General features: G+C 60.9%; 18 protein-coding genes and 1 pseudogene. 15 read left to right on the plus strand and 4 right to left on the minus strand.

The window, feature by feature from the left end; translation table 11 throughout:
* The first annotated feature begins 7 nt into the window (after positions 1–7).
* From ACQ5BM_RS31235 to ACQ5BM_RS31260, 6 genes are read left to right on the plus strand one after another with little or no spacing between them, the layout of a single operon-like run.
* Positions 8–1,309, plus strand: a complete 1,302-nt coding sequence (locus ACQ5BM_RS31235) for an aspartate aminotransferase family protein (RefSeq protein ID WP_429819608.1) — start codon at positions 8–10, stop codon at positions 1,307–1,309.
* 59 nt (positions 1,310–1,368) lie between these two features.
* Positions 1,369–2,376, plus strand: coding sequence for a polyamine ABC transporter substrate-binding protein (locus ACQ5BM_RS31240; RefSeq protein WP_429819610.1), 1,008 nt, complete (start codon positions 1,369–1,371; stop codon positions 2,374–2,376).
* 44 nt (positions 2,377–2,420) lie between these two features.
* Positions 2,421–3,437 carry an ABC transporter substrate-binding protein gene (locus tag ACQ5BM_RS31245; protein WP_429819612.1) on the plus strand — a complete coding sequence of 339 codons (1,017 nt, stop codon included), beginning with the start codon at positions 2,421–2,423 and terminating at the stop codon, positions 3,435–3,437.
* Positions 3,434–4,708 carry an ABC transporter permease gene (locus ACQ5BM_RS31250; protein ID WP_429819614.1) on the plus strand — a complete coding sequence of 425 codons (1,275 nt, stop codon included), beginning with the start codon at positions 3,434–3,436 and terminating at the stop codon, positions 4,706–4,708. The genes ACQ5BM_RS31245 and ACQ5BM_RS31250 overlap by 4 nt, the downstream gene beginning before the upstream one ends.
* Before the next feature lie 3 nt (positions 4,709–4,711).
* A complete protein-coding gene (locus ACQ5BM_RS31255; RefSeq protein ID WP_429819617.1) occupies positions 4,712–5,512 on the plus strand; it encodes an ABC transporter permease in 801 nt (266 codons plus the stop codon).
* Between the two features lie 17 nt (positions 5,513–5,529).
* The gene (locus tag ACQ5BM_RS31260) at positions 5,530–6,285 is read left to right on the plus strand and encodes an SDR family NAD(P)-dependent oxidoreductase (protein ID WP_429819619.1); all 756 of its coding nucleotides are present in this window, start codon (positions 5,530–5,532) and stop codon (positions 6,283–6,285) included.
* Positions 6,286–6,300: 15 nt separating this feature from the next.
* Here the strand turns inward: ACQ5BM_RS31260 and ACQ5BM_RS31265 are convergent, their stop codons facing one another.
* Positions 6,301–6,978, minus strand: coding sequence for a GntR family transcriptional regulator (locus ACQ5BM_RS31265; protein ID WP_429819621.1), 678 nt, complete (start codon positions 6,976–6,978; stop codon positions 6,301–6,303).
* A gap of 192 nt (positions 6,979–7,170) precedes the next feature.
* Between ACQ5BM_RS31265 and ACQ5BM_RS31270 the strand changes: the two genes are divergently transcribed.
* The 5 genes and pseudogenes from ACQ5BM_RS31270 to ACQ5BM_RS31290 all read left to right on the plus strand — a co-directional run bounded on the left by ACQ5BM_RS31270 (position 7,171) and on the right by ACQ5BM_RS31290 (position 12,428).
* A complete protein-coding gene (locus tag ACQ5BM_RS31270; protein ID WP_429819623.1) occupies positions 7,171–8,535 on the plus strand; it encodes an aminotransferase in 1,365 nt (454 codons plus the stop codon).
* A 9-nt stretch (positions 8,536–8,544) separates the two neighbouring features.
* Positions 8,545–9,981, plus strand: coding sequence for an amidase (locus tag ACQ5BM_RS31275; protein ID WP_429819625.1), 1,437 nt, complete (start codon positions 8,545–8,547; stop codon positions 9,979–9,981).
* A 25-nt stretch (positions 9,982–10,006) separates the two neighbouring features.
* Positions 10,007–11,089: an ABC transporter ATP-binding protein gene (locus ACQ5BM_RS31280; protein WP_429819628.1), complete on the plus strand. Its 1,083-nt coding sequence runs from the start codon at positions 10,007–10,009 to the stop codon at positions 11,087–11,089.
* Positions 11,090–11,260: 171 nt separating this feature from the next.
* Positions 11,261–11,401: pseudogene (locus ACQ5BM_RS31285) on the plus strand (aldehyde dehydrogenase family protein); the annotation flags it as partial.
* Between the two features lies 1 nt (position 11,402).
* The gene (locus ACQ5BM_RS31290) at positions 11,403–12,428 is read left to right on the plus strand and encodes a histone deacetylase family protein (RefSeq protein ID WP_429819630.1); all 1,026 of its coding nucleotides are present in this window, start codon (positions 11,403–11,405) and stop codon (positions 12,426–12,428) included.
* A gap of 90 nt (positions 12,429–12,518) precedes the next feature.
* On the opposite strand, the gene ACQ5BM_RS31295 is transcribed toward ACQ5BM_RS31290, so the two are convergent.
* Genes ACQ5BM_RS31295 through ACQ5BM_RS31305 form a run of 3 tightly spaced genes read right to left on the minus strand, consistent with a single transcriptional unit; the run spans position 12,519 to position 13,784 of the window.
* Complete coding sequence (locus ACQ5BM_RS31295; protein WP_429819695.1) at positions 12,519–12,680, minus strand: hypothetical protein; 162 nt, start codon at positions 12,678–12,680, stop codon at positions 12,519–12,521.
* Between the two features lie 25 nt (positions 12,681–12,705).
* Positions 12,706–13,185, minus strand: a complete 480-nt coding sequence (locus tag ACQ5BM_RS31300) for an Lrp/AsnC family transcriptional regulator (protein WP_429819632.1) — start codon at positions 13,183–13,185, stop codon at positions 12,706–12,708.
* 5 nt (positions 13,186–13,190) lie between these two features.
* On the minus strand, positions 13,191–13,784 hold the full coding sequence (locus ACQ5BM_RS31305; RefSeq protein ID WP_429819635.1) for an amino acid synthesis family protein: 594 nt from the start codon (positions 13,782–13,784) through the stop codon (positions 13,191–13,193).
* A 138-nt stretch (positions 13,785–13,922) separates the two neighbouring features.
* On the opposite strand from ACQ5BM_RS31305, the gene ACQ5BM_RS31310 reads away from it, so the two are divergent.
* The 4 genes from ACQ5BM_RS31310 (at position 13,923) to ACQ5BM_RS31325 (ending at position 19,543) form a co-directional block, all read left to right on the plus strand.
* Positions 13,923–15,752, plus strand: coding sequence for a helix-turn-helix domain-containing protein (locus tag ACQ5BM_RS31310; protein ID WP_429819694.1), 1,830 nt, complete (start codon positions 13,923–13,925; stop codon positions 15,750–15,752).
* Positions 15,753–15,918: 166 nt separating this feature from the next.
* Positions 15,919–16,911 (plus strand): flavin reductase, encoded by a 993-nt coding sequence (locus tag ACQ5BM_RS31315; protein WP_429819637.1) that lies wholly within the window; start codon positions 15,919–15,921, stop codon positions 16,909–16,911.
* 1 nt (position 16,912) lies between these two features.
* A complete protein-coding gene (locus ACQ5BM_RS31320) occupies positions 16,913–18,427 on the plus strand; it encodes an aldehyde dehydrogenase (protein WP_429819639.1) in 1,515 nt (504 codons plus the stop codon).
* Between the two features lie 39 nt (positions 18,428–18,466).
* Positions 18,467–19,543, plus strand: a complete 1,077-nt coding sequence (locus tag ACQ5BM_RS31325; protein ID WP_429819640.1) for an LLM class flavin-dependent oxidoreductase — start codon at positions 18,467–18,469, stop codon at positions 19,541–19,543.

Raw genomic sequence — 19,543 nt, forward strand, 5'->3', positions numbered from 1 at the left:
ACACCCGGTGACTACGAACAACGAAACTATTGCAAGCCGCGCCGAAGCCGTCATCCCAGGTGGCCTTCTCAGCCCCAGCCGTCGGTTGGGAGCGCCCATTGCCTTTTCCAGAGCAGAGGGTCCCTACCTCTTTGACGCGGACGGAAACCGCTACACCGACTACCACTGCGCGTTTGGTGCGAACGTGCTCGGTCACCGAAACCCCGCCGTCTCTGAAGCGATCGCCAAAGTCGGCGAAAACCTTGATCTAGTTGGTGCCGGCGTGCTCGAACTCGAAGTTGAGGTGGCCGAGCTACTTGTCGACGCCATTCCCTGCGCCGACCAAGTCGCGTTCTGTAGCAGCGGATCGGAAGCAACCTACCACGCTCTCCGGCTGGCTCGGGCATATACCGGGCGAAAGCAGATCATCAAGTTCCAGGGCGGCTACCACGGCTGGCACGACTACGTCGCCATGAACGGCCAGTCGAGCCGCCAGATGATCAACTCGTTTGACCCGATGTCTGACGGCATCCTCTACGATGCGGCGCGCTACACGAAGGTACTTCCCTACAACGACGCGAACGCCATCGAGGAATACATCAGATCCAATCCCGGCGAAGTTGCCGCGATCATAATCGAGCCGATCGCACACAACATGGGCGCGGTCATCGCACAGAACCAGTTCCTGCATGACCTCAGGAGGATCACCACCGAGAACGGCGTCGTGCTCATTTTCGACGAAGTGATCACCGGCTTCCGGCATGCCCTGGGCGGCTATCAGTCTATCGTGGGGGTCACACCGGACCTAGCCACCTTCGGGAAGGCCGCGACCAGCGGCTATCCGATCGGGCTTGTCGCCGGAAAGCGGGACATCATGGAGCGCGTGGGCCGAACAGGTGAGGGGGCGGTCTTCATGGGAGGGACGTTCAACGGAACGCCTTCGTCCCTGGCGGCCGTGAAAGCCACGGTTCAGGAGCTCTCGAAGCCCGGCGTCTACGAGCGTCTGTTCGACCTCGGGGCCTATCTCCGCACGGAGATCGACGGGATCATCGCTCGCCGCGGCATCAAGGCTCAGACAGCCGGGTTCGGCTCGGTCTGGCTCGTCTACTTCTTCGACGGCGAGTTCAAGGAATACGCCGACCTGCTGCGCAACGACAACGAACTCGACATGCGCTTCCGGCGAGCGCTGATCGCCGGACGGCACATATTCCAGCCTCTTCAGTTGAAACGCCTCTACCTCTCACTCAGCCACGACGAGAGCGTGCTGAACGACACTCTTGAACTCATCGACACCACGTTGGCTGACCTCGCACGGTCGGCCGCAGCTTAACTTCCGAACCTGATCTCAACAAAAAAGGGGAACCAATGAGACATCGGTTATTCGCATTGATGGCCACGGCTGCATGCCTTGCGCTCACATCTCCCACACTTGCACGCGATCTTACGGTCGTCGGTTTCGGCGGCGCGACGCAAGAAGCCATGCGCGAGACGCTGTTCAAGCCATATGAGAAGAAGGCGGGAGCGCCTCTTCTAGAGGAGTCCTATACGGGTGGAATCGCCAAAGTGAAGGCGATGGTCGAGACAGGGACCACGACCTGGGACGTCGTGCAGATGGACGAAAACGAGATGATCCTGGCTTGTGATCAGGGGCTTCTTGAAACGTTCGAATGGACGACGCTACATAACTCGCCAGACATCATCGAGCCCGCGAAATCAGACTGCGGAGTGGGGGCTTTCGTATGGTCCAAGATACTGGCCTACGACGGCGACAAGACGACGGGTGTTACGTCCTGGGCGGACTTCTGGGACGTGAAGAAGTGGCCAGGGAAGCGTGGGCTGCGTAAGCAGGCGCGGATGACGTTGGAAATCGCGCTCCTCGCGGACGGCGTAAAGCCGGAGGAGCTCTACAAAGTCCTGGCGACGAAAGCAGGGCAGGACCGCGCCTTCGCAAAGCTCGATCAGCTCAAGCCGAACATCCAGTGGTGGGAAAGCGGCGCTCAGCCGATGGAGTGGCTTGCCTCCGGCGAGGTCACCATGACCTCCGCATACAACGGACGGGTCATCGCCGCCAACCAGCAGGGCAAGCACTTCAAGATGTCATGGGAGAACCAGCTCTACGCCATGGACTTCTGGGCGATCCCTAGGGGTGGAAACAAGGACAAGGCGTTCGATCTCGTCACATACATGACCAGCCCAGAGCCACAGAAGGCTTTCGCCGAGAAGATGGTCTACGGCGTCACGAACGCCAAGGCGACGGCCAGCATCTCAGCTGAAATCGCTCCCCAGCTCCCCACCGCCGAGAAAAACATGGCAGGCGCGCTGGCAGTTAGCACGCCGTTCTGGGTGGACCATGAAGAGGAACTGCAGCAGCGCTTCAACCGCTGGGTAGCGCAATAGGGAGGAGGAACTCCATGTCATATCGTAATTTTCTCGGCGGGCTCTTGCTGTTCGCAAGCCTCGGCATCACGTCCACATCGTTGGCGGGCTCAGGCAAACTGACGGTAGTTGGTGCGGGCGGGGTACTTCAGGACGCAGAGCGCAAGGCGTTTTTTGAGCCTTTCGCCAAGTCGACCGGCGTCGCCGTAACCGAAGACTCCTATTCCGGCCAGATCGCCAAGGTCCGCGCCATGGTCTCGAGCGGCAGCATCTCCTGGGACGTCATACAGGTCGAGCAGAACACGCTTCTGTCCGGTTGCGCGGAGGGCCTGTTCGAAGAACTCGACTGGGCGAAGATCGGCAAAAAGGAAGACTTCATTCCGGAGGCTTACAGCGACTGCGGGGTTGGCGCGTTCGTTTGGTCAATGGTTCCCAGCTACGACACGACCAAGTTGTCGGACGGACCAAAGAACTGGGCCGACTTCTGGGACTTGAAGAAATGGCCCGGGAAACGCGGGTTCCGGCAGACGGCGAAGATGACCCTTGAGATCGCGCTCCTCGCCGATGGCGTTCCGGCCGCCGAGGTCTACAACGTACTCTCCACGAAGGCGGGACAGGACCGTGCCTTCGCTAAGCTCGACCAGATCAAGCCTAACATTATATGGTGGACCTCTGGGGCGGAGTCCCTCGAGCGGTTGGCCGCAGGTGATGTCGCCGCCACCGCAACCTTCAACGGTCGCGTGTCCGCCGCCAACGCGACAGGCAAGAACTTCGCTCTCATCTGGGACGGCCAAGTCTATGGCATCGATTATTGGGGCATTGTGAAGGGCTCCGCCAACCGAGAGAACGCGGAGAAGTTCATTGCGTTCGCAGCTTCCGATGCCGCGCAATCGGTCTTCCCGCAATACATCGCGTATGGTGTCACCAACAGGAGGGCCATTCAGAGCGTCAATCCCGAGCTAGCGAGGGACCTTCCGACGACGCAGGCAAATCTCAAGTCCGCGGTCGGCCTGAACACCGAGTTCTGGGCCGATAACGGCGAGGCGCTCGAGGCGAGGTTCGCGACATGGCGAGCTCAATGACGGCTGAAGTCGCAGTGCGGCAGTCCTCCGGGACTGCCGCCGCCCAGCCGCGGCGCGCTTCCGCGCTCGCGGCTGGTTTCCGCGCTGACCGGAGAAGGCAGACCGTGATCTCGATCGCGCTGATCGGGCCGCTCGTCGCCTTCATCGTGTTCGCATTCGTATTGCCGCTTGGAACGATGCTCTTCTACGCGGTCAACAACCCGGAGGTTAGGAACGCCCTGCCTCGCACTCTCGAAGCCTTACAGTTGTGGGATGGATCAGCCCCACCGCCTGCGGCCGCTTATGAGGCTCTCGTTTCGGACATCAAATCCGATGTCGAGCCTAACATCCTCGCGGAAGCGGGCCGTCGGCTCAACTATGAGATCACGGGCTTCCGAAGCTTGCTCGCAAAGACGGTCAGGACGGTGCGCAATAGTCCGTTGCAGCCGGCACAGCAACAACTGGTCTCGATCGACGAGCAGTGGAACGACCCGGCACACTGGAAGGTGATCCAGCGCAACGGCTCCGCACTCACGACGTTCTACCTTCTGTCGGCGGTCGATCTCAGGCCGGGTGACGATGGCGGGGTGAAGCTCGCACCCACCGAAGAGAGATTGTTTCTTTGGACTCTCGCGCGGACCCTGACGATCAGCGCCTTCGTGACGATCATCTGCGCGCTCCTTGCGTATCCCATCGCAAATGCCGTCGTTTCCATCGGGGGGCGGTTCTCCACGGTCATGCTCGTTTGCGTTCTCCTGCCATTCTGGACATCACTTTTGGTTCGGACGAGTGCCTGGATCGTGATCCTGCAGAAGGAGGGGATCGTGAACCGCGCGCTGCAAGCTCTGGGCCTTACCAGTGCGCCTCTCGAACTCGTGTTCAATCGAACGGGCCTCTACATTGCCATGGTCCATATCCTGCTGCCGTTCATGGTTTTGCCGTTGATCAGCGTCATGAAAGGCATCCCGCCGTCCTACGTCCGCGCTTCCTCCTCTCTGGGAGCGGGTCCGTTGACGACATTCTTTCGGGTCTATTTACCGTTGACCCTGCCAGGTCTCGGAGCCGGGTGTCTCCTGACCTTCATCATCGCGGCAGGGTATTACGTGACGCCGACCCTCGTTGGCGGCGCGTCCGATCAGATGCTGAGCTACTTCGTCGCGTTTTATGCGAATACGACCATCAATTGGGGCATGTCGGCAGCGCTCGGCGTTCTGCTTCTGAGCTGCATCCTGGCGCTTTACATCATCGTCGGCAGGATCGTGGGGATCGGTCGCATAGTCGGGATGGAGTGAGTCATGCCTTCCAGTATCAGACGCGTGCAGATCGCATTCTGCATAATGGCGATGGTGTTCCTGATCGGTCCCACCCTCGCGATCATCCCGATCTCCTTCAGCTCGGCCAACTTCTTATCGTATCCGCTGCCCGGCTTTTCGCTGCAGTGGTACTACAAAATACTTCAGCCTCAGCCGTGGATGTCGGCGCTGATGAACAGCCTGATCATCGGGGCGGGCGCAACCATCGTTGCCAGTACCCTCGGCACGGTGGCAGCTCTCGGTCTCTCAAGAGGTCACCTACCAGGGCGCTCGGCCATTCTCGCCGTCGTGATCTCGCCAATGATCGTCCCGGTGGTGATCAGCGGGGTGGGGATGTACTTCTTCTTCGCGAAACTAGGTCTTGTCGCCTCGTTCCTCGGGCTGGTTCTCGCTCACGCGGTTCTGGCCGTCCCGTTCGTGGTCATAACGGTGACGGCGACGCTGAAGAACTTCGACATGAACCTGGTCCGCGCGGCGGGCAGTCTCGGCGCTTCCCCGTTTTACGCCTTCCGGACAGTAACGCTACCGTTGATCGCCCCCGGCGTGATTTCGGGAGCGCTCTTCGCCTTTGTCTTCTCCTTCGATGAAGTCGTCGTCGCGCTGTTTATCAGCGGGCCGGGCCAGCGGACGTTGCCACGCCAGATGTTCGACGGTCTCAGGGACAACATCGATCCATCGATCCTTGCCATGTCGACCCTGCTTGTCATCATCTCGATCGTCCTCATGGGCGGCGGGGCCCTTGTACAGAAGCGCGCGGCGGCCAATAAGGCCCCCGCCAGATAACCCGGAGTAAGTTACAGATGATTATCGTCACAGGTGCCACGCATGGAATCGGGCGCGCCTGCGTGGAGACGTTGGCGGCAGCCGGAAGACAGGTAGTCGCGACAGGTAGGGACGTCGCTGCCGGCGCGGAATTGGCCGCGGCCAACCCTAACATTACCTTCCTGTCGGGTGACGTCAGCCAGGAGAGCGATTGCAAGTTGGTTGTGGAGCGCGCTCTGGAGCTAGGCCAGGGGCGTCTCACGGGGCTGGTTAACAATGCCGGGATGTCGAAGCGTATTTCGTTCGCGGATGCCGTTCAGGCCGACTGGGACGAAGTCCTGGCCGTAAACGCTCGCAGCGCATTCTTCTTCACGCGCTACGCTCTCGAAGGGCTACGGAAAGGACGTGGCTCGGTCGTCAACATTGCGAGCATCGCCGGAAAGACAGGCGAGGAAGGTCTCGCCGTCTACTGCGCTTCCAAGGCTGCGGTCATCGGAATGACGGAAGCACTGGCTCTTGAGTTCGGCGAGGAAGTTCGCTTCAACGCCGTATGCCCCGGGCAGATCGCGACACGAATGATGAACAAGATCATGGCCGACCCGCTTAGGAAGAAGCAGCTGGAACTCCGGATACCCGCGAACCGCTTCGGAACCCCAGAAGAGGTCGCCGACGTGGTGGCATGGCTGCTATCCGAACAGTCTACCTACGTCAATGGAACCGTCATCACCGTAGATGGTGGTGAAACGGCAGGCCTGCGGACGCCCCGGGTAGCAGAAATGTCCAACGGCTCGTAGGAAGCAGGGCGGAAGCTAAGCCAGCTCCCGCTCGTCGAAATACCTGAGAAGGCTCGTCGCCGCCCGCTCGATATCGTTTTCGATCGCGGCACGGGCCTTTTTCTTGTTCCCGGTCCTCAAAGCTTCCATCAAGTGCTCGTGCTCTTGAGCGCCCACGTACTCGTGCGGGATTTCCCTGTAGTAGACATTCAGAATCGGTCCCATGGAGACCCACATGCTCTCGATCTGCCCGATAAGCATGGGCATCCTGGAGAGACGGTAGACGCCAAAATGGAAGGACCTGTTGGCCGTCCGCGCCGCTTCGAAATCTCCGGCTTTCTCGCTGGCAACGAAGGCCGAATGGAATGTCTCGAGCTGCTTCGTGTCCTCTTTCCCGACGTTATCCACGGCAAGCTCGGCGGCTAGCCCTTCAAGGGCCATTCTGATGAGCTTGATCTGGACATACCGACCGCGGCTGAGTTCCGGCACGATCACGAACCTGCCGGAGCGGAGTTCCAGCGCCTGTTCACTGACGAGCCTGAGGCAGGCTTCGCGAACCGGCGTGACGCTGGTTCCCAGCTGCTCCGCAAGGTCCTGCATCAGCAGCCTCTCGCCGGGGGCGAAGTTCCCCACGATCAGGCCCTCGCGTACCTTATTATAAATACGCGCTGACAGGCTGCCGATCTCGCCCGGCTGCATCTCCATGGTGTTCATTGAATAACTCCTCGTCGTCGGTTGCGGGCTTACCGGAAACGCGCGGAGCCGCCAACCACTTATATCTTATAATAACCAACAGTGGGTTGAGCGCTTCGACAAAAAAGTTTTCGCGCTCCCGCCAAATCGCTTGCAATGGCCATCTGATAACTTATAACTTATAACTTAACAAGATAAATCGGAGGCATCCCGTTGCTGAACTCGCTTAGGTCGCGCGATATGGCGTACCATTTCCACTCCCAAACCAACCCGCGCCGCCACGAGCTTGACGGTCCGTTGATGGTCGTAAAGGGGGAGGGTTGCTACGTCATCGACGAGCTTGGGAACCGTTACTTGGAGGGAATGGGCGGGCTGTGGTGTGCCTCTTTGGGCTTCGAGAACGAGCGCCTGGCAGAGCTAGCGGCCGCTCAGATGAAGAAGCTGGCAACCTATCACACCTTCAATCATCGCTCGAATGATCCCTGCGCTGATGTCGTTGAGCAGGTGGCCGAGCTATCGCCAATTCCGGGAAGCAGGGTCTTCCTGGTCAACTCCGGTTCCGAGGCGAATGACACGATGGTAAAGCTCGCTTGGTACTACAACATCGCCCGCGGCAAGCCGTCGAAGCGGAAAATCATCAGCCGAACGGGCGCGTTCCACGGCAGCACGGTAATGGGAGCGGCTCTTGGCGGCCTGCCGCACATGCATGAGAGCTTCAACTTGCCAGGGCTCAACGTCCTCTACGCGGAGAAGCCACACTTCTACAAGAACGGCTTGCCCGGTGAATCCGAGGAAGCATACTGCAACCGCCTCATCGGTCAGCTCGAAAACCTGATCGGCGCAGAAGGCCCAGATACGATCGCTGCGATGATCGCCGAGCCAATCATGGGGGCGGGCGGTGTTGTTACACCTCCCGCCGGATATTTCCCGCGCATCAGGGAAATCCTTACCCGCCATGACATTCTTCTCCTTTCGGACGAGGTCGTCTGCGGCTTTGGACGCAGCGGCAGTTGGTTCGGGTGCGAGACCCTTGGCTTCATGCCGGACATGATGTCGGTCGCGAAAGGCCTCTCATCGGGCTACGTTCCAATCGCCGCTGCGGTGATTGGGAACCACGTGTACCAGACGATCGCCGACGAGGCGGACCGCATCGGAGTGTTCGGTCACGGGTTCACCTATTCCGGACATCCCGTGACTGCGGCCGTGTCCGCCGAGGTTCTGCGCATCTACCGCGAGATGAACATTCCCAAACTTGCGCGGGAACTCGGACATCACCTTTTTGCGAAGCTCGAGGCGTCAGTCGCGGGACACCCACTTGTGGGCGAAATCCGTGGCGCGGGGTTCCTAGCGGGCATCGAACTCGTCGGCGACAAGGCGACGAGAACGCCGTTCGATCCGGCGCTCAAGGTGGGAGCGCTCGTGGAGAGCCGCTGCCGGGCCCACGGGGTCATGATCCGCAACATGGGCGATGTGATCTCCATTTGCCCGCCGTTCGTGATGACGACCTCCCAGATCGACGAGCTTGTGGGCGGCATTGCTGCCGCACTCGAAGACGCGCTCGCTGAACTCAGGAAGTGAGGCGGAACGATGGATGAATTCGTAGGACTTGATCTTTCGGCCCAGGCCGCGCTCGTCAAGGCGGGGCAAGTGACCGCGGCGGAACTGCTCGAAGCTGCCATACGCCGGGCGGAAAAGACGAACCCCCAGGTGAACGCGATCATTAGACCGCTTTATGAAGAGGCCCGCGCCGAAGCGTGGGCAGCAGATAAGGACAGCGTCTTCTCCGGAGCGCCGTTTCTCGTAAAGGACCTGTACTGCCACATGGTCGGTGTACCGACGACGGGTGCTTCGGAGATCACGAAGGACTTCGTGCCCAACCACGATAGCGAACTAATGCGGAGATACCGGAAGTCCGGCCTTAGCACATTCGGGAAGACCAACCTTTGCGAGTTCGGCACGCTCGGGACTACGGAGCCAAAGCTCTTTGGGGCGACCCGCAATCCTTGGGACATGTCGCGGTCGAGCGGAGGCTCAAGTGGCGGCGCTGGAGCTGCCGTGGCCGCGGGAATTGTCCCCGCCGCGCATGGCGGGGACGGCGCGGGTTCGATCCGAATTCCCGCCTCATGTTGCGGCTTGTTTGGCCTAAAGCCGTCGCGGGGCAGGATCACGCTCGGCCCAGACCTCGGTGACAGCACCGGAGGGATCGTGAATGAGCACGTCGTCTCGCTCACGGTGCGGGACAGCGCGGCACTCCTCGACGCTACCCTCGGAGCGATGGCGGGAGACCCCTATACCGCTCCGACCCCGGAGCGCGGCTATACCGAGACCTTGCAATCGAAACCGCGCAGGCTCCGGATCGCGTTCACCACTACTTCCTTGCTCGGCACTCATGTCGATCCCGAGTGCGTCAAGGCGACGCTCGACACGGCAAAGCTCTGCGAGAACCTCGGCCATGAGGTCATCGAAGCCAGCCCCCAACTGGATGCGGAAACCTACCGGACCTATTACAGGCGGTTCTGGGCTATGACCGCCACGAGAGCCATCACGGCTCTCGCCCGCAGCAGGAACGTTACGCCCGAAAGCCTTGCCGCCGGGGTCGAACCGTTCAACCAGTATCTCTACGGCGTCGGCTCCAGGATAACCGCGGCGGACTATCTGGTAGACCTCAACTGGTTCCATGGCGTCGGCCGGACCTTAGCGAGCTTCCTTGGTGACTTCGATCTCTGGCTCACGCCGACGCTGGGTTCACCGCCTCCTTTGCTCGGGCACTTCGACGCCGATATCCATGGCGGCGAGGAGGTTATGGGGCGGTTCCTTCAGTTCCTTTCGTTCACAACTTTCGCCAACATGGCTGGTTTGCCGTCGATGAGCGTACCTCTCTACTGGACCTCGGCCGGACTTCCGGTCGGCACTCAGTTCACGGGTCGCTTCAACGACGAAGGGACGCTGTTCCAGCTTGCCGCCCACCTCGAGGAAGCGCGTCCGTGGGCGGGCAGGCGTCCTCCGGTTCACGCGGCGGCATAAGCGCATCAAGAAAAAGGGAACCGGTATGTCATCATCAAAATACGTAGAATTCGTCAATGTCGACAAGAGTTACGACGGTCGCAATCTCGTCGTGGACAACCTCAACCTCTCGATCGCACAAGGAGAGTTCCTGACGATGCTGGGGCCGTCCGGCTCCGGCAAGACGACAAGCCTTATGATGCTCGCGGGCTTCGAAGCGCCTAGTGGAGGCAATATCCGCATCGCCGGGCGTTCGCTGGATTCTGTGCCGCCTCACCGTCGAAACATCGGGATGGTATTTCAGAACTACGCGCTGTTCCCGCACATGACCGTCGCGGAGAACCTGGATTACCCCTTGCGCATCCGCAAGATTGCCAAGGGCGAGCGCAACGAGCGCGTTCGGAAAGTGCTCGATATTGTTCGGATGGGAGACTTCGCCGAGCGGAAGCCCGCGCAGCTTTCTGGCGGACAGCAGCAGCGCATAGCCCTCGCGCGCGCTATCGTTTTCGAACCCGATGTGGTGCTCATGGATGAGCCCTTGGGGGCGCTGGATAAGAACCTGCGCGAACATCTTCAGCTTGAGATCAAGCACCTGCACGACCGGCTCGGCATCACAGTGGTCTACGTGACCCACGACCAGTCGGAAGCGTTGACGATGTCCGACCGCGTCGCGGTGTTCAATGCGGGCAAGATCGAACAACTCGCTCCGCCGGCTGAACTGTACGAGCGGCCCGCTACGCCCTTCGTGGCAGGCTTTATCGGGGAGAACAACCGCTTGACCGGGGAAATTTCCGGACGTGACGGTGATGAATACGCGGTGCAGACGGAGACAGGGCACCGGATGTTCGTCCACAGCAGCAGGCCGCTGAATGAGCGCCAGCGGGTCATCGTTTCGGTCCGTCCGGAGCGGGTGAGACTCGACGCTGCCAAAGAGTGCACCAACAGTTTTAGGGGAACGGTCGAGGAAGTCATTTATTTCGGAGACCACAAGCGCGTGCATGTCAGGGTCAACGAGTCATCTACGATCGTTGCGAAAGTCCCCAACGCAGGGGCGAACATCGACATTAAGCCATTCCAGGCACTGTACCTCGGGTGGGAAAGCAGTGACGCGGTACTAATCCCAGCTTGAATTTCCGGGATTACGAACGTCATGGCGATCTTTCAAGACCTCAATCTGCGGAACCCCGAACTGCTGCGTAGAGCCTTTGCCGCAGGCATGTGGGCGGAGGCACCGTCGACCAATCGCATGACGGTCACCGTTCCGTTCGATAGGAGCGCGCTCGCCGACCTCTCGAGCCTCACCGGGCTCACCGGCTGCAGGGCGGCTCCGTTCGGAGGTGTCAAACAATCCGGTCTTAGGCGAGAGGGCTCCAAGAACGGGGTTAACGAGTACCTTGAGATCAAATGCGTCTGCATGGCCGCGATTGGGGCGGTGGCCTGAGATGAAGGTCGTCTATTCGAACCTTCACCGGGGATACGTCCCGGGCGATGTGGTCGAGAACGGCCTGGTCCGCCCTAGCCGTGATGTCCCGGAACGACTGGACGCCCTGCTGCGCGCGGTCAAGAACGCAGGTCTTGACGTCGTGGACGCATCGGACCACGGGCGTGCCCCGCTGGCTGCGGTTCACTCGACCGCTTACCTCGACTTTCTGGCCAACGCCTATCAGGAATGGCAGAGCTCTGGTCTGCCAGGCCGTGTTTTTCCTGCCGTGTTCGAGACGAAAAGCCAAGCTTACCGCGATGATTGGTCCGTGATTGCCAAGGCGGGCTTTTTTATGCGGGACCAGATCACTCCTGTGGACGAAGGCACTTGGCTAGCTGCCTACTGGTCGGCGCAGACGGCGCTCACGGCAGCTGAGCTCGTTAAACGCGGTGAGCGGCAGGTTTATGCCCTTTGCCGTCCGTCAGGTCACCATGCCGGCCGGAATTTCGGTGGAGGAGCCACCTATTTGAACAACGTTGCTATTGCCGCGAAGTGGTTCGCCCGAGGAGGGGAACGGGTGGCGATACTCGATGTCGATGTCCACCACGGCAACGGAACCCAGGACATTTTCTGGAACGATGATCGCTTCTTCTTCTCCTCCGTCCACCGCAGCTCTGCAGGATATTACCCTCATTTCACGGGATACCGAGATGAGGTTGGCGGTCCTGCAGCAAGGGGGTCCACGTTCAACTGGCCGCTGCTAGAGAATGCTGCGGATGGGGAGTTCGTAGAAGGGGTCAAAAGATGCTTAGGTGCGGCGCTGAGGCAGGATCCGGTTGCGGTCTTCGTCTCCCTGGGGTTCGACGCTCTCGCAAGCGATCCAGCAAGTGGGCTGCGAGTAACCGAGCAGGCTTTCGAGACGATCGGCACCATTTTGCGTTCCATCGCAGTTCCCGTGATTTTGGTACAGGAGGGCGGATACGATGTCGGAGCGCTCGAGAGCGCAGCGAGCAGGTTACTCTCTGGGTTTAAAGTCACAGAGTGAAGATTCGGCCTCAGGGCCACAGGTCTTGCTTCAATAAGGGAGACGCCGTCCGCCCTTGCAGGTCGGCGTCGTCTTGGGATGCGTTGGGGATCAGAAAGGGCCCGCTGTGGGACGCACGATGATCTCACTCACATCCACGTCAGCAGGTTGGTAGTCTGCGAGGATCTCCAGTTCAAACCCGAGTTTGCCCATCCCTTGCGCCATCAGCTTGCGGCCGAGCTCGACCTTGTCGCGGCCGTAGACCGGCCGCATGATGTCTCTATGCGTCGTTCAAGATTTAACCGGGCTCCACGAGCGCAGCGACGGGCAGCACAGTCTCGTCCTTGACCGTCTTGGTGACGATGTAGGTGAAATAGCGCTCGATCCCGAGTTCTCGGTCGAGCAGCCCATCGATCAGCCGCTGATAGGCATCAATGTCGGGTGCAGTGATGCGCAGGAAGTAATCGACCCCGCCGCCAACGGACCAGCACCCGACGATCTCGGGAATGCCCCCGATCACCCGCTCGAAGCGCTCGAAATCGCTCTGCCGGTGGTTGGCAAGCGTGAGCTCGAGCATGACGCTTGCGACTGGGGCAACTTTGCGAAGCGCGATACGGGCATGATAGCCGGTGACGATCCCAGCCTTTTCAAGCTTGCGCAGCCGCATCCAGCAGGGGGTGGGAGAAAGACCGGCCTTTTCTGCCAAAGCAAGTTTGGTAATGCGGCCATCCCGCTGAATCGCATCGAGAATTCTGAGATCGATGGCATCTAACTTCATTCTCGCTAGACCTTGGCGGCCTTTTCGGCTTCCATCTCGGCAATATCCTGGAAGCGATCGGCAATGCGTGCATGCGGCCGGCCGCCATCAGCGGCGCCGATTGCCACGACGATCTCGTCCGGCCCGGGCGCATCCGCAATCAGGAAGTTGGCGGTCAGGAAATGCGAGCGTTTGCCGCTCTCACTCTTGTGCATCATCGGCAGCGACAGAAGTGCGCCGGGGCCGTTGCGGGTATTGGCGAATTCCAGGTAGTTGGTACCGCCGATCGCCTCGCGGAACGGGTTGCCGAAGCGCAGCGTGTGGATCATCGCCGAGGCGTGCTCGATCTCGCCGTTGATGCCCGTTGCCGCCGCCTTGCCACAGGCCTCAATCTTGTCGGCGTCCATCTGCCGCAGCAGGCGGCTGGTCATCTTATGGCTGAGCTCGCCGGCAATGCGGATGATCTCCGGCCGCAGGTTCTCGACAAAGCCACGTCCTGCCCAGGGGTTCTGGATCACCGCGGCAACGACGACCATAGTCACCGGACGCGGAGCCACCTTGCCGCCCTCGACGAGGGTCTCTTCCAGGAAGGTCGAAATTTTTCTGATGCCCAGTGTCATGCCTTGCGCCGATACGAAAATGTTGAAACTCGCAGAAGCCTAGCGGCTAAATGGTGAACGTCTTCCTCCGATCGGCGGAACTGCGTGGCTTCGGTTTCCATCGAAACGGAGTAGATTTCCGTCGAACGCACGCGCATGATGCGGTCAGTTGGAGGGCGAGGCAGTTTGAATCAGAAGTTTCAGATATTGGCGCTCCGCGACGTCGCAAGCCAGATCAACAGCGGCGGCGATCTCCAGACCGTGCTGCAGCATTTGATTGCGGCGGCTTGCCGCCATGCCCATTGGTCGCTTGGTTCGATCATGGGGATCGATGCGGCGCATGGCTATGCCTATGTCATCGTCCGCTACGACCCGACGCTGATTGAGCGGCAGCTGCCGGACAGGTGGGAGCTGGCGACCAGCCCGTCGTTGATCGCCCTGCAGCGCAACGAGCCCGTTTATATTCGCGACGCCCGTGAGTCCGTCGAATTTCCCGGCTACCGCAAGGAGGCCTTCGAACGGGACTACCGCACCGTTCTCGTCATGCCGATGAACTGCAAGGACGCCGAGGGCCGGCCGATGGTGCTGAGCGTCATCTCACGCCAGATCACCGAAGTCTCCGAAGACGACCTCGCCTTTCTTGGGGCGATTATCCATATGGGCGCAATCGCCGTCGAACGCGAACATCGGCTGGAAGCCGAGAAGCGTGCGGCGCAGCGGCTTGAGCGGGCGTTGCAGGCGCATACCTCGTTGCTTGAACATGTCTTGAGCGACGGCGCCGTCGCCCCGCTCTCGGCCATGGTCGGAATGATGCTACCCAATCCGACCGTCGTCGTCGATTTCACCGCCAATCAGGTCATCGCAGGGCGTCCGCCGAATGCCCTCTATGATGAGGCTTCCTGGCAGGAGGTAGCAGCCACGACGCTTGCCCGGCCACTGATGAAGGCGGCGCGCGAGGCGATCGATCGCGGCGCGACCGATGCCGCCAGCCTGTTTCTCGATGACGGCGCGCAACGCTTCAAGATATCTGCGCGCATCGAGCCGCTGACGGTCGATAATCAGCTGGTCGGCGCATTGATCATCTTCCCGACCTCGCGCGAATTCAGCGATCTAGATCTGCTGATGCTCGACAGTGCAAAGTTTGCGCTCAGTGTGCAGATGTTGCGCAGCTTCATCCGCTTCAGGTTCGAGACCCGCACCCAGACCGAGCTGTTCTTCGAGATCGTCGAGGCCCGTTGGCGCAATGCCGGCGATGTCACTCAGCGCGCCCAACGGTTGGGCCTGAATTTCTCGCAGCCGCAGCAGATGATCGTCGTCGATTTCCCCGACAAGACCAAGGCCTTCGGCGGCGCTTCCGTCGACGTCGAGCATACGCTCGCCCGCATCATGCAGCAGGCTTCGCTGCAGGCAAACCTGATTGCCATCGATGGCGGTGTCGTCTGCCTCGTGCCCTATGATGCCAGCAAAAGGCAGGAGCGGACGGTCAAGGTGACGCGCCGTATCGCCGAGGAGCTTGGCCGCTATTTCGACGAACCGCCTGTTGTTGTCGCGGGCAATCGCTGCGCGGCGCTTTCCGATTATCCGGCCGCTTGGGAACGCTGCAGCCGGATGATCCGCATCTGCCGTTCCTTCGGCCTGACGGGTGCTGTTTCTGCACAGGATTTCGGGCCGCTTCCGATGCTGGTGGCAGCCTCTGAAGCGGGCGATGTCCGCAGCTTCGTTCAGGAAAGCGTCGGCGCCATTGCCGAGCATGACCGCGAAAACGGTACGCCCTATCTGGAAACACTCTCCACCTATCTGCAGGAGGGCTGCCGCAGTCAAGCCTGCGCCGATACGATGGGGTTGCATGTGACGACGCTGCGCTATCGCCTGTCACGCATTCAGGAACTGTTCGGCGTCGATGTCGACACACCCGAGAAGCGCTTTGCCGTCGAGCTGGCAATCCGCCTGCACGGCGTCATCGACAACCGCGTCAGTGCCGAAAAGTAATTCTTTCCGCCTCGCTCTATTCTAGTTTCCAGCGCTTTCGCGCGGCCATTTTCGCTCTCCTACGGATCGCAGCAGAAGTTTTCCACTCGCTCCGTCGAAGCCAAGGAAGAATGGCCGGACCGGCAGCGCTAGCCTCCTTTCAACAACGAAAGGGAGGCGAGACAGCATGGCGGAGACAGCGGCAAAGGCGGATGCGCCGATTGACCCGATCGCCCTGCGCCGGGCCTTCGGAACCTTCGTGACGGGCGTCACCGTTATTACGACGCGCGACGAGGACGGCATGCCGCGCGGCATGACCGCGAATTCCTTCACCTCGGTCTCGCTCGATCCGCCGCTGCTTCTGGTTTGCGTCGCGAAATCGGCATCCAGCTATCAATCCTTCACCAATGCCGGATGCTTCGCCGTCAATATCCTGCATGAAGGCCAGGTGGATGTGTCGGGCACCTTCGCCTCGAAATCTCCGGACAAGTTTCAGTCGGTCAATCACGACCATATCCATACAGGCGCACCTGTCCTGACCGACAGCCTCACCTGGTTCGACTGCACGACCTATAACACCGTCGATGCCGGCGATCACTCCGTCCTGATCGGCCAGGTTCGCGCCTTCGGCACCAGCCCGTCCGCGCCACTCGGTTTCTGCCGGGGCCGCTATGCCAGCGTCAAGGATCCGCTGCCATCGGGCTGGCTCGCCTCGCATGGGATGATCATCGGCTATCTGATCGAGGCGGGCGACGGTCTGCTGCTGCGCTCGGATGGCAAGGGCGGCTGGGTGCTGCCCTCGGCTCGCCGCCGCAAGGCAGACAGCCAGCTGGTCGTCGAAGGCGGCGATGCGCTGCGTCTCGTTCCCGAGGAGACCTTCCTCTACTCCGTCTTCGACGTTGCCGACAGCGATCCCGGCTATCTCGTCTACCGCGCCCGGCTGGCGGGCGAAGGCGCGGGCATCAGCCTGCCCGCCGATCTCCGTTTCTTCCCGATCGACGATCTGCCCTACGAAGCGATCGCCACCCACGAACTGCGCTCGATGCTGCGCCGCTATGTGCGCGAGCGGCAGGCGGGCCGCTTTGGCATCTACATGGATTCAGACGATGGCGGCCGCGTCGCGATGATCGACGGCGAAGCCCGCGCCTGGACGCAAGCCTCCCAAGATCAAGGACAATGAGATGAAGACGTCAGTCAGCTCCATCGAAGGCTCGCGCCAGGGCCTGTTCATCAACGGCGAATTCGTGTCGCCGAAGAATGGCAACTATATTGCCAGCTACGATCCGACCACGGGCACGCCTTGGTACGAGTTTGCGGAAGCCGATGCCGATGATGTCGCGGCGGCCGTCGCAGCCGCAAATGCCGCCTTCCGCAATCCAGCCTGGCGGCGCATGACGCAGACCGACCGCGGCGCACTGGTGCGCAAACTCGCAGAACTCGTCCGCGCCAATGCCGATACGCTTGCCGAAATCGAGACACGCGACAACGGCAAGCTGCTCAAGGAAACCCGGGCGCAAATGCGCTCGATGCCGGATAGCTATCACTATTTCGCCGGCATGGCCGACAAGCTGCAGGGTGACACCATCCCGATCAACCGGATGGATACGCTGAACATCAACCTCCGCGAACCGCTCGGCGTCGTCGGCATGATCACGCCGTGGAATTCGCCGCTGATGCTTCTGACCGGTACGCTGGCGCCGTGTCTGGCGATCGGCAATACCGTCGTCATCAAGCCGTCGGAACACGCGACCGCCTCGACGCTGGCGCTCGCCGAACTCATCCATGAAGCAGGTTTTCCGGCCGGTGTCGTCAACGTCGTCACCGGCACCGGCAAGAGCGCCGGCGAGGCGCTGACCCGCCATCCCGGCGTCGCCAAATATGTCTTCACCGGCAGCACCGCGACCGGCCGCCGTATTGCCGGAAATGCCGCGCAGAACCTCGTCCCCTGCTCGATGGAGCTCGGCGGAAAATCGCCGCATGTCGTCTTCGGCGATGTCGAGATCGAGCACGCCGTCAACGGCGTTGTCTCGGGCGTCTTTGCCGCGGCGGGGCAGACCTGCGTTGCCGGTTCGCGCTGCTTCGTCGAGGCCAGCATCTACGACAAGTTCATCGATGCGCTGATCGCCCGCACTGCTCTCATCTGTGTCGGCCTGCCGACTGTTGATGACACCGATATCGGCCCGCTGGCGCTGGCCGATCAGCTTTCCAAGGTCGAGGGCTATGTCGCCTCAGGCGTCAAGGAAGGTGCCAAGGTCGCTGCCGGCGGCCGGCGGCCGCAGAAGAAAGGCCTCTCGAGCGGCGGCTGGTATTACGAGCCAACGGTCATGGTGGATGCCCAGAATGACATGGGCTTTATGCGCGACGAAATTTTCGGGCCCGTCGTCGGCGTCATGCCGTTCCGCGACGAGGCCGAGATGATCGCACTCGCCAATGACAGTCACTACGGCCTCGCCTCCGGCATCTGGACCAAGGATATCGATCGGGCGCTGCGCTTCGCCAACCAGATCGAAGCCGGCACCGTCTGGGTCAATACCTATCGGTCGGCCTCTTTCATGTCCGCCAATGGTGGCTTCAAGGAGAGCGGCTACGGGCGGCGCGGCGGCTTCGAGGTGATGCACGAATTCTCGCGGCTGAAGAACGTCATCATCGATTATTCCGGCGCCATGCAGGACCCCTTCGTCATCCGTCTGAAGTGACGGCACGCACAAAACTGAACCCGTAAGGGAGGCAAGCAGATGAAATTCGCAGTATCGCTGACCATGGAGCGCTTCTCGCCCGATGTTCCGATGTCGAGGGTGAGGAACAACCTTCTGGAACTGGCGCGCATGGCCGACGAGGGCGGCTTCGAGGCGCTGTGGACCGCCGAGCATCACACCATCGAATGCACGATCTCCCCCAATCCGTTCCAGACACTAGTCTGGCTGGCGCAGCATACTGAGCAGATCCGCCTCGGCACTTCGACGCTTGTTGCCCCTTACTGGAGCCCGATCCGGCTCGCCGGCGAATCCGCGCTCTGCGATCACCTGACCAATGGTCGCCTGGAATTCGGCATCGCCCGCGGCTCCTACCAATACGAGTTCGACCGGATGGCCGGCGGCATGCCGCAGCAGGAAGGCGTCGCCTACATGAAGGAGATCGTTCCGGCTGTGAAGAAGCTGTGGGCCGGCGATTATGCCCATGACGGGCACTATTGGAAATTCCCGGTCGCGACGTCGGTGCCGAAACCGCTGCAGCAGCCGCATCCGCCGATCTGGGTCGCAGCCCGTGATCCCGGCTCCTTCGACTGGGCGATCGCCAATGGCGCCAGCATTCTCTCCACGCCGCTGTCGCAACCGGCAGCCGAGATCCAGGTTCTGGCCGACAAGTTCAACAAGGCAGTTGCTGATCATCCCGAGGTCCCGCGCCCGCGCTTCATGATGCAGCGCCGCACCTGCGTCTACGACAAGGCTGATGGCTGGGAACTGGCGGTCAAGCACAGCATGGACTACGGCCGCGCCTTCGAAAACCTGATGCAGAATATCGGCACGGTTCGCGAAGGCTTCCCGGAAGCCGTGCCCTACGAAGCGGTCAAGGGCAGGGACAACTACAATCCGGACAGTATCCGCAAGAACCTGATGTTCGGCACGCCTGACGAGGCGATCGAGAAGTTGCTGGTCTATGAGGCAGCCGGTGTCGATCAGTACTGCCTCGGCCTGACCTTCAACCTGCCCTTCGAGCTGCAGAAGCGGACGATCGAGCTCTTCGTCAAGGAAATCATGCCCGTCTTCGCCGCGCGCGAAAAGGACAAGCAGCGCAAGGCGGCGGCAGGCTGA

Origin of the sequence: Ensifer sp. B1-9, assembly GCF_050474445.1 — a bacterium.
Lineage (GTDB): Bacteria > Pseudomonadota > Alphaproteobacteria > Rhizobiales > Rhizobiaceae > Ensifer.